Source organism: Roseateles sp. SL47, from assembly GCF_026625885.1.
Taxonomy (GTDB): domain Bacteria; phylum Pseudomonadota; class Gammaproteobacteria; order Burkholderiales; family Burkholderiaceae_C; genus Roseateles.
The window spans coordinates 4,254,921-4,270,190 of sequence record NZ_CP113068.1 but is presented as its reverse complement, the minus strand read 5'-3'; the positions used below and the strand labels follow the sequence as shown (position 1 = coordinate 4,270,190).

The window sequence follows — 15,270 nt, the reverse complement described above, 5'->3', positions numbered from 1 at the left end:
ACCCGGGGTGGTTTCGCGTTCCCGGTGTCCGCTTCGTTCTTTGCGCAGCACCAGACCCCAGGCTTTGGCGCAATGGGGGCAACATTCATCAGTGGAGAAACAACCCATGGTCACCCCCGTTTCCCTCGTCCGCCGCGTTCGCGTTCCCGTCTTCGACACACCGCGTGATGCCGAGCCGAACACCCCCGCCCAGGCCGTGCCCACCGGTCCTCGCACGATGGCGGTCAGCGAGGGAGGGCTGGCCGCGCTGCGCCGGCCGATGAGGCTGGGGAGTTCCCTGTCCAGCGCCGCCGTCAGCGCGCCCACCGCCGTGGCGCCGCTGCCGGCGCGCGCCGACCTGGAGCCCGCGCCGCGTGAATCCCTGTGGCGCGCCCGCGCCCCGCTGCCGGTGCAGCGCCCCGAGGCGACGCCGCCGATGGATGCCATGGGGACGGTGGCGGCGGGCGATGCCTCGCATACGCAGTTGGTGGCGCCGCGCCATGCGGCGACAGGTGGTCCGGACCGGCTCGCGCTGGGGCGGGCGGTGGAGACACTGCATGCCTTCCCGTATGTGGTGTTTGATGAATCCTCGCTGATCGCGCAGCTACTGCCGCGTTACACGGCCACCGCCCCGGTGGTGTCGACCGGTCTGGCGCTGGAATGGCTGCTGGCCGGCCAGGCGCTCACGGTCCAGGAGGACCGCCTGCAGCGCCTGTACGAGACCGGCGTGGTGGACGCCTTGCTCGGCCACCGCGAGCTGATGGAGGGCCTGCGGGCGCTCGGGCCGCATCCGCGCGTGGGTAGCGTGCTGCGCGCGTCGGATCGCGACCTGGCCCTGCGCCTGAACCTGCTGCTGAGCACCGAGGCGGATGTCATCGATACCGCAGCCCGGCAGCTGTCCGACCGTCTGCGCGACTCGGAACACAAGTTCCATCTGCTGCTGCTCACAGGAGGGCTGCTGCCCCGGCCGGTGGCCTGCATCCGGGAGGCGGACGAGCAGTTCTCGCTGTTCGACCCCACGCGCGGCATCTTCACCCTGGCCGGCGACGACCTGCAGCCGATGCTCGCGGGCATTGCCGCCGAGCACGAGCAGCGGCTGCTGCACCAGCGCGAGCGCGGCGACATGCGCCAGGCTCTGTCGATCCTGCACAACGCGCAGCTGATGGAGGTGGCGATGCACGGCGTGGACATCGACCACGACGGCATCCGCGATGGCGGGCTGATCTGAGCCCGGTGGCTCCTCGCGTCATGACGGTGCTGAACGAGCAGGAGGGGCTTCTGCGGCGACCGCCTCCAGGGAGCTTCCTCGCGGCCCCGCTGGCGCCGGCATTGCCTGAGCGCCAGCGGACCCTGCCCGAGGTGGTGCTGCGCCCATTCTCCGTGGCCGATCTGGACGAGGTGTTTTCCCACCTCAGCGACCCCGCCTCCGTGCACATCGCGGGCCTGACCCTGCGGGAACCCGGCAACCGCGCGGAGTTCGATGCGGCATGGCGCAAAGTGCTCGCCGATTCCGAGCTGCAGATCCGTGCGGTGCTGGCGGACGGCCAGTTCGCCGGCCATGTGGCCTGCTACCGCTTCCAGGGGGACTGGGAGGTCGGTTACTGGATCGCCCGCCGCTGGTGGGGCAAGGGCGTGGCCAGCGAGGCGCTTCGCCAGTTGCTGGCGGTGGCGCCGCAACGGCCGCTGAACGCGCATGTGCTGGTGGACAACATCCGCAGCCTGCGTGTGCTGCGCAAGCACGGCTTCCAGACCACCGGCCAGACGCCGGCCTTTGCCTGGGGACGGCGCAAAGAGGTGATGGTCGAGATCCTGCGGCTGGACTGAGCGGTAAGCCGGAGGCTTGAACGGCCTTCGTTTCCCACCGCGCCATTTCGCACGCTTTACCAGACGAGTCCGTGCAAGGCTGGAGACTGGGCCTCACAACAACCACCACAGGGCTGGAGAGTCTGGATGGGACACCGCAGTTTTTCATGGGCCGGCAGGACGCCCGCCACGGAGCCGGTCGAACCCGCGCTGGTCAGCCCTTCGGGCGGCGAGTTGCCCGCCACCGACGCTTCGGCCGCCGACAAACCTGGCCCACGCTGGCGCCTGGGGGCTGGAGTGGCCCTGGAAGTCGCGTTGAGTTTTTCCGCGCTGTTCTCCATCGTGGCGTCGCTGGCGCTACTTGCGTTGCTGAGTGGCTGCGGCTCCGGCCCGCGCCCGGCCACGGCGCCCCGCACCGCCGCACCGGACAAGGTGCCGGCCGAGGTGGCCTCGGCGCTCAAGGCGCTGGCCCGGCGTGAAGGCGTGCCGCCGGATGGCCGCGTGCTCATGCAGGAGATGGAACTCGGCCCCAGCGGCCCGCGTGTCCTGATGGCGTCCGGCACGCGTGAACTCTGCGGGGACGGCAACTGCCCCTACGGCCTGTTCGCCGATGAAGGGACGCAGTACCGCGCGCTGCTGCTGGCCATGGCCAGCACGCCGCCCAAGCCGCAGGCGTTGGGCCGCATGGGGTATCCCGACATCCATGTCACCGCCAACGACTCCGCGCTGGAGCTCCGTACCACCACGCTGCAATGGGATGGCCGCAGCTACCGGCCCGTGGTCTGCCGGCTGGTCAACGCCATGAGCGACGCCTCGCGGGGCTGCGTGCCGACCCGTGCCGAGCAGGCACCGGTGGTGGAAGGTCCGCCGCTGCGGTATTGCGTGGCGATGAGCCGCATGGTGAGCCGCGAGGCCGCGCCGCAGGATGGACAGACGCTTCTGGCGGATGCCTTCGAGATCCGCGCCGATGCGGATGCCCGGGTGGAAGGGATCCGCATGGAAGGCCGGGTGGCCGATACGGACCTGGACGCCCTGGTGCGCTGCCTGCGCAACACCGGCGCCGGCTTCGAGCGGCTCAAGGCCGCGCGCTGGTCCCAGGACCTCAACTCCGCCGGCTGGGTGGTGCGCGGCATGAAAGCCAAGGGCGGCCCTGTGTCGGCGGCGCTCACGGCCACCTTCGTGCCCGCTGGCGACTACACGTTGATCAGCCTGGCCGTCTTTGGCGCCGGCGCCTTGCCCTGAGGGGCAGGGGCCGGATTTCCCACTCTCCCAACGCTATCCCACATCATGTCCAACAACGTGCCCCTCGACAGTCTCAAGCCCCTCGACCTGCCGCCGCCCGAGGCGCTCCCCGGCGCCGGGCCCACGGGCGGCGACAACGGGGGCCCCCATGGCGCGCCGCGTGGCCCGACCTCGCGTGGCGGGGAGGGTTCGGCCATCAGCCAGCTGGGGCGGGCGCCCGCGCCACCCGATGGCGGTAGCCCGGGCGTGAGCCTGGCCAGCCGCCGGTCCGGACCACCGTGGCTGCCAGAGGCGCCCACGCCACCGGCTCCAGCACCCACGCCGACCAGCCATTACGAGCTCAACAGCAAGAACCAGGAAGAGCTCACGAAGACGCAGAAGGACACCGACGCGCTGGAAGATGAGCAGACCCGCCAGCAGATCCGTACCAATACGGCCACCGCGGCCCGGACGCTGGCGCTCAAGGCCTCCGAGCGCATGGGCGTGAACTTCAAGAACGGCGCGGACATCCAGTCCAAGCTCATCTAACGGGGAGCCTTTTGCATGAAGCCTGAAGACATCATGGAAGCCGCCACGGCGGCGCAGCCGCTGGACATCCGCGCGGTGATCGAGCAACTGGACGGCCGCGCCGGCCAGGCCGAGGGCGTGAGCCAGGCCATGCGGGAGGCCGTGGAGCGACTGCGGCGGGAACTGCCACCGGCCGAGGCCCGCCTGGCCGTGATGCGCCAGCTGATCGCCTTCAAGGACCAGCTGCTGGCCTATGTGAATGCCGTGACCTCGCCGGACGCTGCGGCCGGCATGGTGGCGCAAGCCGCCTCCGGTGGCGCGCTCGGCGGCATGAACGCCATCGCGCTGGCCCAGCGCCGCGGGCAGACGGTGAGCGCGGCCATGGCGAACTGGGTGTCCCTGGTCAAGGTGTTCCGGTACCGCGAGCGCCAGCGCATCGCGCGCCGCAACTATGCGGATGCCGACTGCGGCCTGGCGCCGTTCCGTGATGCCGACCATGGCGCGCTGCGCCTGCTCTGCGCCGACGAGGCCAGCCTGCCCCTGGCGGATGGCAGCCGGCGGGCGATGGCGGACGTGGAGCCCTTTGTCGCTGCCTGCAGCCAGCGGGCCCGGGCGGCGGCGCAGCAGCGCTGGATGCTGGCCCGCCGGTTGACCGAGGCCGACCTCAAGGGGCCGCATGAGGCTTCGCTGGTGGGGCAGCGCGGCGTGTTCGCGCGGGCGAACATCCCCGCCGGCACCTGCCTGGGTGTCTACGGCGGCCAGATGCTGGGCGAGGTGGACTACTTCCTGCTGCAGGACGACCGTTACCTCATGGCCCTGCGCAGCGGCGCGGGCCCGGCCTTCGTGAACGGCGAGAACCTGATGTCGCTGACCAACACGCTGTTCGAGGTGGACGCGATGGGCCAGCGCGCGGGGCATCCCGCCGAGGGCTACAACCTGACGCGGGTGCTGTTCCCGTCCAAGTGGTCGCACGGCTGGCACATCGGCCTGCCGGCGTTTTTTGCCAGCCAGGACATCCCGGCTGGGACTGAACTGAGGTGGAACTATGACCTCTCACGTGCTTGAGGCCTTTCGGGCCGTGGTGAAGCTGTCGCGGCGCCTGCGCCGAGCGGAGGAACGATTCCCGGCCGGCATCCAGCCGGCGGTGGACACGGCCCTGACGACTTCCATCCCGAGCGCCACCTCCATGGCGGCCGCCAGGAGTTCCTCCAGAGCAGGCTCGGTCCTGCTGCCTTTCGCCGGTTATCAGTTGGCCCGCGCGGCGGTCCAGGGTCTGCGGCGGGATTAATCCGTCGCGTCCTGCGGCGGTGGCGACGGATCCACGGCGACGCCCGCGACGTCTTCCGCCGCCGTCTGATCCAGCGCCTCCAGTTCCGCCATGGCGAGTTCGGCCAACACCCGCTCCCCGTTGGCGGCGGTGACCGCCGTGGCCTGGCCGATGAAGGCCGGGCCTGCGGTGTAACCCTCGGTGTTGATCTCGTAGGTGTAGTAGCCGGAGAGCTTCCAGCTGCCGGGATCGTTGAGCAGGCGCGCCATCTCGCCTTCCAGCGCAGCGATGCGGGGATCCAGGGATGGCTGGCCCGGCGCGGCGCAGCGACGGATCATCTCCACCTCGTCGCGGTGCACATTCATCACCTCCACGATCTCTGGCCGCAGTTTCAGGCTTTCCCCGAAGGACTGATTGCCGCGCGTGGCCGCCGCCATCACCTCCTGCCGGAAGGCCTCCAGGCGTTGCCGGCTGCGGCCGGTGTTGGCCAGGCCAGCCGTGCGCTGGCCCAGATAGGACATGAAGGAGGCCGGGTCCAGGAACTCGACCAGGCAGCGGATGTAGCCCGGATGCAGGTCGCCGTGTTCGTCCACCATGCGCAGCGTGACGCTGGCGCCCTGGGGCATCAGGGATGCCGAGACGCCCACCATCGGCACGCTGGGCAGGCTGACCGATTCTGGCTGGCCCGGATGCCGGGCGAAGTGGCCCGGGCTGGCCGAGGCCGACACCAGCGACAGGTTGACGTTCAACGCCGAGGAGCGCGCGCGTGAGCGCTCCAGCCCCTTCAGCCAGCCGTTGGCGTCGATGCGCTCGTTCTTGCCGCCCACCAGGTGGTCGTTGCTGGCGGCGAAGGAGGGCCCGAAGTGCCAGCCGGCCAGCGAGAAGCGCGCCATGGCATTGCGCACCTCCGAGACGGTGTGGCTGCTGCGCCGCTGGTCACGCCAGTTCACCGAGATGTCCCGCTCGCGGAAGAAGCGTTCACTGAAGGCCTGCCACAGCGCCTCCGGCGCCATGCGGGCGCCGGTGCCCAAGGGTCCGGATCGTCCTGCCGGGGCGGTTGTCGGCACGCTCTGCTCGAACAGGAACCGCAGCACATCGTTGGCCTGCCCCCGCCAGGAATCGGTGGGTTTGTTGTTGGCGTCGCGCCGCACCCGCGTGCGGATGATGACGCCGCTGGGCGCGCTGGTGTCGTGGGAGTAGGCATATCCCGCGCCACCGCCCAGGGAGACATGGAAGATCGACTCGTGGATGCCCAGCGCGATGCCGCCGAACAGGCCGACCGCGCCACCGTGCGAGGTCCGCTTGTCCACGCCCATGAACACTTCGCCCCCGTACGACGACGAACCAATCTCCAGGAAGGCGTGCCGCCCGCGCAGGGACTTGTAGCCCGGGCCGAGCGACAGGCCGATCATGGCCTTGAAGTCCTGCATGTTCAGCGAGGTGTTGGCATTCACGCCGTAGGTGCCGCCGTCGAAGTAGCGCACGTTGTTGCCCAGGGGCGTGGTGTCGATCACCTGGGTGAGCGCGTCCTGGATGTCGGCGCGGGTGCCGCCGGCGGGGCGGATGGGGCGCAACCGCAGGCGCTCCCGCACCTGTGCGATCAGGGTTGCCGGGGATGAAGTGGCTGGAGATGCGGCGCCCTCGGCGGGGACGCCGAGGGCGGGCGTTTCCTGCAGCCATCGCTCCAGGGCCTTCAGATCCAGGTGCTTCAGCTCCCTGGCCTGGCGGTGCGAGGCGAGAGCGGCCGGGTCCAGCCCCAGCCCCGGGGCCAGCGCCGCGGCGGCGCTGACGATGGCCGCGCGGTCCGACTTGCCGGGGTGGCATTCGCCGGGGTGGCCCAGGCCCTGGGACACTGCGGCCCAATGCGCCACGGCCTGCTGGCGCAGCAGCGCCTCCATGCGCCGAGGGGCCGGTGCCACCTTCCAGGCGGCCAGAGCGCCCAGCCGGTCGGAGACGGCACTGAGCGCGGCGGACACGGCCTGCTGGAGTTGCTCCGCCTCGCGGACCGCCAGGCCGAGATTGGCGCCGCCAGCGGTGAAGGCGGTGGCGGTGAGCGGGGATTTCTGCTGGCCGATCCAGCGCCGGGGATCCAGCGCGGTGGCGGGGTTCGCGGCCCGGCGTTCCGCCCGGGGGATCCAGGTCAGGAACTTGGCCATGCGGGCCTGTGTCCGTGCCAGGGCCGTGCCCGGACCACGCTCGTGGTACCCGCTGCGCCAGGCCACGTAGGCGGCCACGTGGTCCGTATTGGCGATCTCCTGGGCGGTGGCCAGCGGGGCCTCCATCAGCCGGGCCGCACAGACCAGCGCGTTGAGGGCCAGCGCTTGAGGATCCGGGGCGCTGGGACTGGAGCGGGCCAGGCGCGAGATGGCGTCGTGCAGCTGGGCGGCGGCGTTGGACGCGGTGTTGAGCCGGCGGCGTGTGCTGCCGGATGGCTGGCCGGGGGCCGGGACGGTGGAGGGATCCGCGTGGTCCGCGAGGTAGGCCGCGGCCTGCAGGAAGGTGTGCAGCGCCTCTCGCTTCATCTCGCCGGCCTCGCCGGGGGCGCGCAGGCTGTGGTCGTCGCTCAGCGTCAACAGGGCGTCAAAGCCGCTGCGCGTGGCGCTCAGCAGGCAGGCGGCGCGCCACGCGGCGCTGGACGCATCTTGCGGAGCACCTGATACCGTGGGCGTGGCCGGGCCGCGTTGCGGGCGGTCCGCGAGGATGGACCCGCTGATGTGAGGCAACTGGTCCAGCGCATTCAATGCCAGCGCAGCGTCTCCGCCGGTGGCCACCGCCAGTGCGCGTGCGCCCTGCAGGGCCTTGGCGAAACGCGCGCCGTTCGGCGCAGCGGAGGGGCCGGCCAGGCGGGCCGTGAGGGTAGCGATCAACTGGCTCGTGGCGAGGGGGTCGGCGTCGAGGGCGGTGCCGGTATCGACGTCGTCGCGATGGTCGGCATCCCGATGGAACAGGGTGCGCACGGTGCTGGCAAAGGCGCGCGGGTTGGACGCCGCACCAAGGATATCGGCGGCGGCCACTGCGGGCGTGGCGGCAGAGTCGCTGGCCGACGTGATTGACGAGCCGCCGCAAGGGCTGCCGTCCACGGACGTCTTCACCTCGGGCGGTGTGGGATGCAGATGCTGGATCAGGCGCTCGGTCCGTTCGCGGATCCATTGCGAGGTGGCGCCGCGCAGGGGTGGCGCCGCAGGCAGCGCGGGCAGGGGCGCCGGTGAATCCGCACCGTACCCCGGGGGCGAGGTCATCCGTAGCGGCGGCATCGTGGTGTGGATGTAGAACGGCCCCGCCGCGACGTTCATGGGGCCCGGCCTGAACTGGCGCCGGAGCTGGTCCAGGATGCCGCCTGTGTGCCCGCCGGGCACCGGACGCGCGCCGCGCGAAGACGCCGGGCTGTTCAACCCGGGAGAGGCGCCTGGCGACGCGTTGGGCGCCAGCGGCCCGGCAGGCGTGCCGGGCGACAGGGCCGCCCCGGAGGTGGAGGATGCGGCGGTCGAGGGCGGCGGCAGACCGCCGCCTGCATCGGACGGGCTGGACCCGCCAAGGAAAGATGGGAATTTCATGCGTCCGGATGCTGCCGTCACCGCGCAACGCGCAGTGATGCAAAGCCGAAAGCGACCCAGCTGAAGCGAAAACCTGGCACACGCGTCGGGCGTACTCCGGCCGGGCCCCATGCGGACCCGCTACGTGGAGAGCGCAGCGCATCCCCAGGCGATCGTGAAGCCGATCCAGGTGACTTCCGCGCCTGCGCTGGCACGCCGCCGGCCTTGGTGGCCCGGATCGGCGACCGCGGTTTCGTATCTCCCGCTGCCGCTTCGCGCCGCGGCGTTTGCCAGCACGTGGCGTTCCTAGTCTGCACAGGCCCACGGAACCAGCCGACGCGGGCCCCGCCACGGCCCCGAGGACGCCCAACGAGCCCTCACGGCACTCACCACAACGACGCATACACCACCTCATAGCGAGGAGACACACATGGTTGACAGCATTCAGTCCGGCGAGCCATTGCCCCGGCTTGACACCACCGGTAGCGACCCGGGCCGGCTGCCGGAACGCGTCCGGCGGGACCGTCCCGGCCGTACAACGAGCCTGCCCGAAGACCTGCTGCGGACACCGCGGACCGCGCAGGATCTTGCGCGGTCCGAGACCCTCGGCACGGACGATGCCGGCGGCACGAACTCCCCGGACGCGGCGGGCCGCCCGGCGGACCGGCTTCGGCGCCCGGGCCCCGCCTTGCCCGCCCTGGCATCCGCGCCGCCGAACCAGCCGCGGAACCAACTGCCGGATGAGCCCCCTAGCGGCCCCGGCACACGCTCCCTCCGCCAGAGCCTCTCCTGGCTCGGTCGCCCGGAAGGCGAGCAACTGCACAGGGACATCGCCCGGGAGTTGGTGGGGGACCCACGCCAGAATCGCGTGCTGACGCAGCGGCTGGGGCAATGGTTGCAGCGGCGGCCGGATCCGGAGGCGGTCGTGCCGCTGAACGGCGGCGCTGGCTGGCTGGTCCGTTATCCGGCGATGCCGGGGACGCCCCACGCCGCCCGCCACGAGGTCTTCCAGGTGGGAGTGCCCGGCATGGCGCTGGCCGCGTTGACACCGGCCTCCGACGCGGCTGCGCACGCATTGGCGCAGCCGCCCGACGCTGCCGCGCCGCATCAGCCGCTCCATCAACCCCCACTGGGACTGCTCGCCGGGCTCTGGCGCACCGGTACACCCCCGGGGCTCACCATGGCGCGGATGCGGGTGGGCCGGGCGCCACCCTCCGCCTGCACAACAACCAGGTGCACCAACTGGGTGAGGACGGCCGCTGGGCCCCCGCGGCGCTGCCGGGGCTGCCGTCGGCCACGGTCCGCATGCTGGGCCGCCAGGCCGATGACCAGGTCTATGTGGAGAAGGAGGGGCGTGTGCTGCGACTGACCGCCGAAGGCGTGGAGCAGGTGGGCCGTCCGGGCATCCGGGGCCAGGTGCGGGTGGATGCCGATGGCGGTGTGCACGTGCTGGCCCACGGCACGCTGCTGCCGCCCGGGGAGGGGCCGGCGCGGCCCATCCAGCTGCTGCGCCCCGACCCGACCGACGGGGAGGCCCCGAGCCCGGCGCAGCCGCGGGACGTGCTCCTCACCGACCGGCACACCGCCCTGGTGCTGGACGACCGTGGCCGGCTTTATGAGGGCAGCCTGGCCGGCGCCGGTACGGTGAAGGCCCGGCGCGTGGACTTACCGCTGCCGGAGGGCAGCGACTGGTCGGTGAGCGCCATGGCCCACGAGGGCGACGGCCGGGTGCAATTGATCGCCACCAATGAGACCGGCGAACGCCTCGCGCTGGCCCGCGCCGCCGATGGCCATGGCTGGCAGCCGACCTTTGCCCTGGAGCATCCGCTGCTGGTGGTGAACAACGCCGGCCTGGTGTCGCCGGAGATTCCGGCCTCCGCGCGGACCTTGCTGGATGGCCATGCGGAGATCGGCCTCGCCGGCGGGCATGCCTTCTACCGGGAGGCGCCGGACCATCCCTGGATCAGCCTGGCCCGCGCTGATGGCCAGCCCTTGGAGCACCTGCTGCGGGTGGTGACCAGCCCCTTCGGCTTCATCGACCGCAAACCCGTCTTCGCCCTGGCGCAGCCGCCCGGCGAAGCGGCGCAGGTGCTGGAGCTGCACTGGGAAGGCCGCACCCCCTTCCTGCCCGCGAGGGACGCGCAGCGGCTCCCCCACGGGGGCCCGCTGGTGGTGGCACCGCCGCCGGTGCGGGTGTCTCCGCAGCCGTTGCTGACGCATGACGCCCTGGTCGGGCAGATGGCCATCTCGCGGGACCGGTCGGTCTTCCTGGTGGAGAACAACCTGGACAGCCACGCGATCCTCACCAACCGGCCGGCCCCCAGCGGGGTTTCCAGTGGGAGCGGCAGTGCTGGAGCGCTGCGCAACCTCAACGCTGACGGGGCCCTGCATCCGATCAGCCTGGCGGTCGGCCTGGATGACCAGCTGCACGTGCTGGACGAGCCTACGGGCGGCCCCGCCACGCTGAAGCGGCTGGACGCACGGGAACACTGGCTGCCGGTACCGCTGGACATGGGCGGCCTGCCGCCGGGCGCGCAACTGCGGGAACTGCGGAGTTCCCGTGCCGGTCAACTGGAGGTGCGGGTGCGGGATCCGGAGGCCGGCCGCGCGGGCGACACCTGGCACCTGGTGCTGCCGCCCATGACACGGCCCGATGGCAGCCTCGCGCCGGCGCGCATCGATCCGCAGCCGGTGGTGCCGGAGCACGCCACCAGTGGCCTGCACCATGCGACCAATGCCCGCATCGACCGGCAGCAGAACACCCGCCTGCACCTGGGTAATGCCCACGCGGGGGTACGCACCACACTGCTGGGCAACACCTCTTCCGACCCGCTGACATTGGGCTCCAACCTCGGCACGCTGGCCGCCACCACGGTGGACAACGTGGCCAAGCTGGGCCGCAGCGTGAGCGACGCGGTGGTGGACTCGGCGCGTGCCTTTGCCAACGCACTGGGCTATACCGCCATGTCGGCGGACCAGTTCAAGCGCCTGCAGGGCCACTTCCTGGAGGCCCAGCGGGCGCATGCCGGGCTGGCGACGCTGATGCGGGAGCCGCAAGCCCTGATGCAGATCTTCACGCAGGCGCCGTCGCTGCTGCCGGACGGTCCGGGGTGGGATGCGGTGTCCCGGCTGGAGGCCACCCAGGCGCGGGAGGACACGCTGGAGCTCCTGCTGGTGCAACTGCGCAAGATCGGCATCCAGGCTCGGGCGCTGGACCCCAGCCTGGACGCCAAGCCGGACGTCTTCTCCGCCGCCAACTTCAGCTATGGCGCGGCCGAGGCCTATCGCAGCGTCACCCAGGCGATCTCCCGGGACAACCTGCTGCCCGGTCTCAAGGCCCTGTTCGATCACCTGCCCGCCGGACCGCGCCTGGACAGCAAGCCCGGCCTGGGCGACCGCGAACGGGTGCTGATGAAGGAGATCGTCCAGGTGCTGCAGACGCTGCAGTCGGCCGGCGTGCGCCTCCCCACGGCGCCCGTCGGGCGCCAGGCGCCGGACGACGCCACGCTGGCCCGCCGGGACCGGCGCGACCCGCACGCCATCCGGTCCGCCAACCTGGCCCGCACGGTGACGGAATATGCGCAACTGCTGCAGGCGTCCACCCCGGATCAGTTGCAGGCCGTCGTGGCCGAGCGCGCGCGCAGCGCCGAGTCCGGCCTGCTGCGGCTGGGCAAGCTGGGCATGTCCGCCTGGTCGCAACTGGAGTCCTTCGACGACGTGGTGGCGACTTTCCGCGCCGAGATGGGCAATGCCCACTCCGCCCGCCGCCAGCAGTTGATGAAGGCGATGGACCTGCCGGCCTCCGCCCCGCCGGATGTGGCCGCCGCCCGCATGGCCTCGCTGCTCAACGACCTCTACAACCGCAGCACCTTCTTCTCCACGCAGTCGGATGCCAAGACGGCGTCCCTGTCGCTCTCGCCACGGGCCCTGCATGTGCTGGGCTTCGCGCTGGGGGTGACCGGCGAGCACATCCATGCGCTGGGCGTGGAGCGCATCGGTGATTCGATGGAGGGCGATGCGGGCCTGGTGGCGTTTTTTGTCCGGCACAACAAGGCGTCCGGGGCGGCCACGCTCAGCATGGGCATCGATCCGCAGAAGGGCAGCAAGAGCAACTTCCGCCAGCCCCTGGAGCAGGGCAACGACGACGGCCCCGCGTTCTCCATGGGGGTGGGCGGCCGGGTGACGCTGGGCGCGGCCATGCAGCACGGGCAGGGCGCCGCCGTGATCCTGGATCCGCAGGTCATCGGGGAGTTCTCGCGGCTGCTCTTCGACGTGCATCACCCGGACTCGACGTCGGTGCTCGCCATCGGCGTGAACCAAGGCGGCATCGGGCTGGATCTGTACGAGACCAACCTGGACATCACCGGCGGTATTTCCGTCTCCGCCAACATCAGCCTGCCGGGCGGCAAGTTTGGTGGCCAGCGCACCACCGATCCGGCGGCCGCCTCGTCCTCGACCGGGTCCGCCAATGCCCGCGGAGACTACAGCGCGGGTGTTGGCGCGGTGGCCGCGGGGTTCATCACCGCGCACTGGCAGGAGATGGAGCTGCACCTGGACCATGCGTGGCGGGACATCTTCGGCCTGGAGTACCAGGGGCGGTTTGATGTCGGTGTCTCGCTGGACACCAACATCAATGTGAACTCCGCCATTTCCGGGGCCATCGGCGAGGTGTTCAAGAGCATGACCACGCTGACGGCGCCCAACCAGTCCAACCTGCGCGTGGCGGGCATGAATGTGTCGATGGGCAATGGCAACCTGTTTGACCTGGCCGGCGTGAACCGGTTGCTGCAGGGGCTGGACGGCGAGCGGGAGGCCGCCGACCGTGCCGACAAGCCGACGCCGCGCCTGGCGCCCGCCACCTACAAGCGAACGCTGGATGCGGCGGCGGCGCGGGCCATCACGACGGAACACTGGGACGGTCTGGCGCGGAAGCTGGAGAAGGCCGCGCCCGCCGCCATGCGGGCGCTGGGCGGCCTGCCGCCGCTGCCGGCACTGCCGGGGGAGCGGGTGAAGGCCATCGATCGGTTGATCGTCCAGTTGCAGGGCCAGGAAGCCTGGCGGCTGGAATCCCGCGCCGAACCCGGCGAAACCCGCTGGCGCGAAGCCGCCCGTGCGGCCACCCGTGAAGCGGTGGCCAGCGGAGAAGCCTGGGCCACGACCTCCGAGGCTGAACGTGAGTCGGCGCTGCGGGAGCTCAAGTCCCTGCGCCAGCAGGAGGAGGGCGCCATGCGCGAACGCGCGGTGCTGATCCCGGGCGTGCGCATCGAGCTCAACATGTTCGGCACCGGCTCGCTGGACGAGCTGGTGACCCATGCGGTGGGGCACTGGCATCTGGGTGGCAAGATGGCCGAGGTGGCGCAGGCGCGGCGTGCCATTCCCGGTATGGATCAGTTGCTGGGGTACCTGCGGGACCACAGCCATGAAGTCAACCAGGTCCGTTTCGTCTTCGAGATGCGCCCCGATGCGCTCTACGCCATCAATGACGCCCTGGAGATGCGGCGCCTGCAGATGGAGGGCCAGCCCGTGACACGTCCGCCCATGGCCTGGGCCGATGTGCTGGGGCAGGCGCGCGGCAACCCGCAGCTATACCGGCTGGCCGTGATCGTGCCGCACAACACGGACGACAACCCGGTGAATGCCTCGGTGGGCCTGGGCGGCCTGGCGCACAGCCGCACGGCGGGCACCTCGCATCAGCTGTTCCAGGGGGAGTTGCAGCTGCGGTATGGCCTGTATGACCGGCTGCTGGGCGCGGAGGTGCTGGAGGGCGGACGCCGGGCGATGGCGCAGGCCCATGGCTCGATGCGGCGCGCGGACCTGGCGCCGCTGGGTCTGCCCACGCCCTCGGAACCCGGGGAGCGGTTCGGACCGGCGTCGGAGGTGGGCGACCGGCCGGGCCTGGAGGCCCAGCGCCACCAGCTGGCCGAGGCGCGGGCGCGTCTTGGCCTGGAGAAGGCGGGTTGGGCGCCGGCGTCGGTCAGCGCCATGGCGCCGCCGCTGGCGCGCATCCTCGCGCTGCATGATCGCCGGGGCGATAGCGCCGCCGGCACGGCGTCGACGGTGCGGCAGCTCAATGAACGCCACGCGGCGGTACAGGCGTCAATGGACACGCTGAAGTCCCTGGTGCCACGGGGCGTGCGGCTGGATCTGTTGATGTCGCATCAGGAGGGTTTCGCCGGCGAGCTCGGCAGAGGCATCAACGAGCTGGTGGGCCACATCGACCACGGCCTGCGGGAAGCGCGCCAGGCGGTCACGACGGTGCCGGAGCGCTTGGCCCCCGCACCCGGCCCCGGCCGGGTGGATGAGCGGTCCGGCAAAAGGACGAAGGATGAAGCCGCCGCTGGCGCGGAAGCCGCCGTCTGGTTGAACCACGCGGCACGCAGCCTGGAGGTGCTGGCGGGGGCTCGGGACGCGATCGAGTCATTGGCCCGCCGGGCCGTGAAGGGACTCGACCGGCAATTGAACGAGGCCATTGGCGATCTGCGGCAGCGGGTGGAGGACAACCGCCTGGTGGTGGAACACACCCGCGAAGCCTTGGCGCGGCTGGCGCAGGCGCCGGCCGGGGAGGCGGGTGAATCCGCCGGTGGGCGCGATCACGCAGACGTGCGCGCCCAACGCGAGGTGCTGACGGCGACCCTCCACGAGGCGCGCGAGCGGCAGGCCGATCTGCAAGCCGAGGCCAAGGCCTTGCTCGAAGAGACATCCGGACCAGTGGCCCAGGCCGCGAAGGCCTTGATGCTGGTTCATCGCGACATCGGCCAGCTGGACCAGCGGATCGACCGCCTGCAGTATGAGGTGGGGCAGATTGTGGGACCGGGGGTGACCTTGCGGTGATGCTTCACTGGCGTCCGGCCCACGCTTCAAACGCAGCCTTGCATCGACCGCTCCGCCCAAGGGTGCGGGAGGGTGGGAGCCGCCCGTTCCGGGCGGTCGATGCCTGGC

The 15,270-nt window shown here is 71.3% G+C and carries 8 protein-coding genes; 7 read left to right on the top strand and 1 reads right to left on the bottom strand.

Annotation, left to right across the window (positions count from 1 at the left end; genetic code table 11):
• Positions 1 to 106: 106 nt before the first annotated feature.
• The 6 genes from OU995_RS18605 to OU995_RS18580 all read left to right on the top strand — a co-directional run bounded on the left by OU995_RS18605 (position 107) and on the right by OU995_RS18580 (position 4,819).
• On the top strand, positions 107 to 1,207 hold the full coding sequence (locus tag OU995_RS18605) for a hypothetical protein (RefSeq protein WP_267831513.1): 1,101 nt from the start codon (positions 107 to 109) through the stop codon (positions 1,205 to 1,207).
• Between the two features lie 20 nt (positions 1,208 to 1,227).
• Positions 1,228 to 1,803: a GNAT family N-acetyltransferase gene (locus OU995_RS18600; protein WP_267831512.1), complete on the top strand. Its 576-nt coding sequence runs from the start codon at positions 1,228 to 1,230 to the stop codon at positions 1,801 to 1,803.
• A 126-nt stretch (positions 1,804 to 1,929) separates the two neighbouring features.
• Complete coding sequence (locus OU995_RS18595) at positions 1,930 to 3,024, top strand: hypothetical protein (RefSeq protein WP_267831511.1); 1,095 nt, start codon at positions 1,930 to 1,932, stop codon at positions 3,022 to 3,024.
• A gap of 45 nt (positions 3,025 to 3,069) precedes the next feature.
• The gene (locus OU995_RS18590; protein WP_267831510.1) at positions 3,070 to 3,552 is read left to right on the top strand and encodes a hypothetical protein; all 483 of its coding nucleotides are present in this window, start codon (positions 3,070 to 3,072) and stop codon (positions 3,550 to 3,552) included.
• Positions 3,553 to 3,567: 15 nt separating this feature from the next.
• Positions 3,568 to 4,596 carry an SET domain-containing protein gene (locus OU995_RS18585; protein WP_267831509.1) on the top strand — a complete coding sequence of 343 codons (1,029 nt, stop codon included), beginning with the start codon at positions 3,568 to 3,570 and terminating at the stop codon, positions 4,594 to 4,596.
• Complete coding sequence (locus OU995_RS18580) at positions 4,589 to 4,819, top strand: hypothetical protein (RefSeq protein ID WP_267831508.1); 231 nt, start codon at positions 4,589 to 4,591, stop codon at positions 4,817 to 4,819. Before OU995_RS18585 ends, OU995_RS18580 begins: the two co-directional genes overlap by 8 nt.
• Here the strand turns inward: OU995_RS18580 and OU995_RS18575 are convergent.
• Positions 4,816 to 8,352: a hypothetical protein gene (locus OU995_RS18575; RefSeq protein ID WP_267831507.1), complete on the bottom strand. Its 3,537-nt coding sequence runs from the start codon at positions 8,350 to 8,352 to the stop codon at positions 4,816 to 4,818. The genes OU995_RS18580 and OU995_RS18575 overlap by 4 nt on opposite strands.
• An 870-nt stretch (positions 8,353 to 9,222) precedes the next feature.
• Here OU995_RS18575 and OU995_RS18570 point away from each other — a divergent pair.
• Entirely contained in the window at positions 9,223 to 15,162 is a 5,940-nt protein-coding gene (locus tag OU995_RS18570; protein WP_420714743.1) for an AvrE-family type 3 secretion system effector, read from the top strand.
• The last annotated feature ends 108 nt before the right edge of the window (positions 15,163 to 15,270 follow it).

Excerpts from the sequence above, each read along its gene's own strand:
- OU995_RS18605 (WP_267831513.1), top strand. The coding sequence starts at position 107 with ATGGTCACCCCCGTTTCCCTCGTCCGCCGCGTTCGCGTTCCCGTCTTC.
- OU995_RS18600 (WP_267831512.1), top strand. The coding sequence starts at position 1,228 with ATGACGGTGCTGAACGAGCAGGAGGGGCTTCTGCGGCGACCGCCTCCA.
- OU995_RS18595 (WP_267831511.1), top strand. The coding sequence starts at position 1,930 with ATGGGACACCGCAGTTTTTCATGGGCCGGCAGGACGCCCGCCACGGAG.
- OU995_RS18590 (WP_267831510.1), top strand. The coding sequence starts at position 3,070 with ATGTCCAACAACGTGCCCCTCGACAGTCTCAAGCCCCTCGACCTGCCG.
- OU995_RS18585 (WP_267831509.1), top strand. The coding sequence starts at position 3,568 with ATGAAGCCTGAAGACATCATGGAAGCCGCCACGGCGGCGCAGCCGCTG.
- OU995_RS18575 (WP_267831507.1), bottom strand. The coding sequence starts at position 8,352 with ATGAAATTCCCATCTTTCCTTGGCGGGTCCAGCCCGTCCGATGCAGGC.
- OU995_RS18570 (WP_420714743.1), top strand. The coding sequence starts at position 9,223 with ATGGTTGCAGCGGCGGCCGGATCCGGAGGCGGTCGTGCCGCTGAACGG.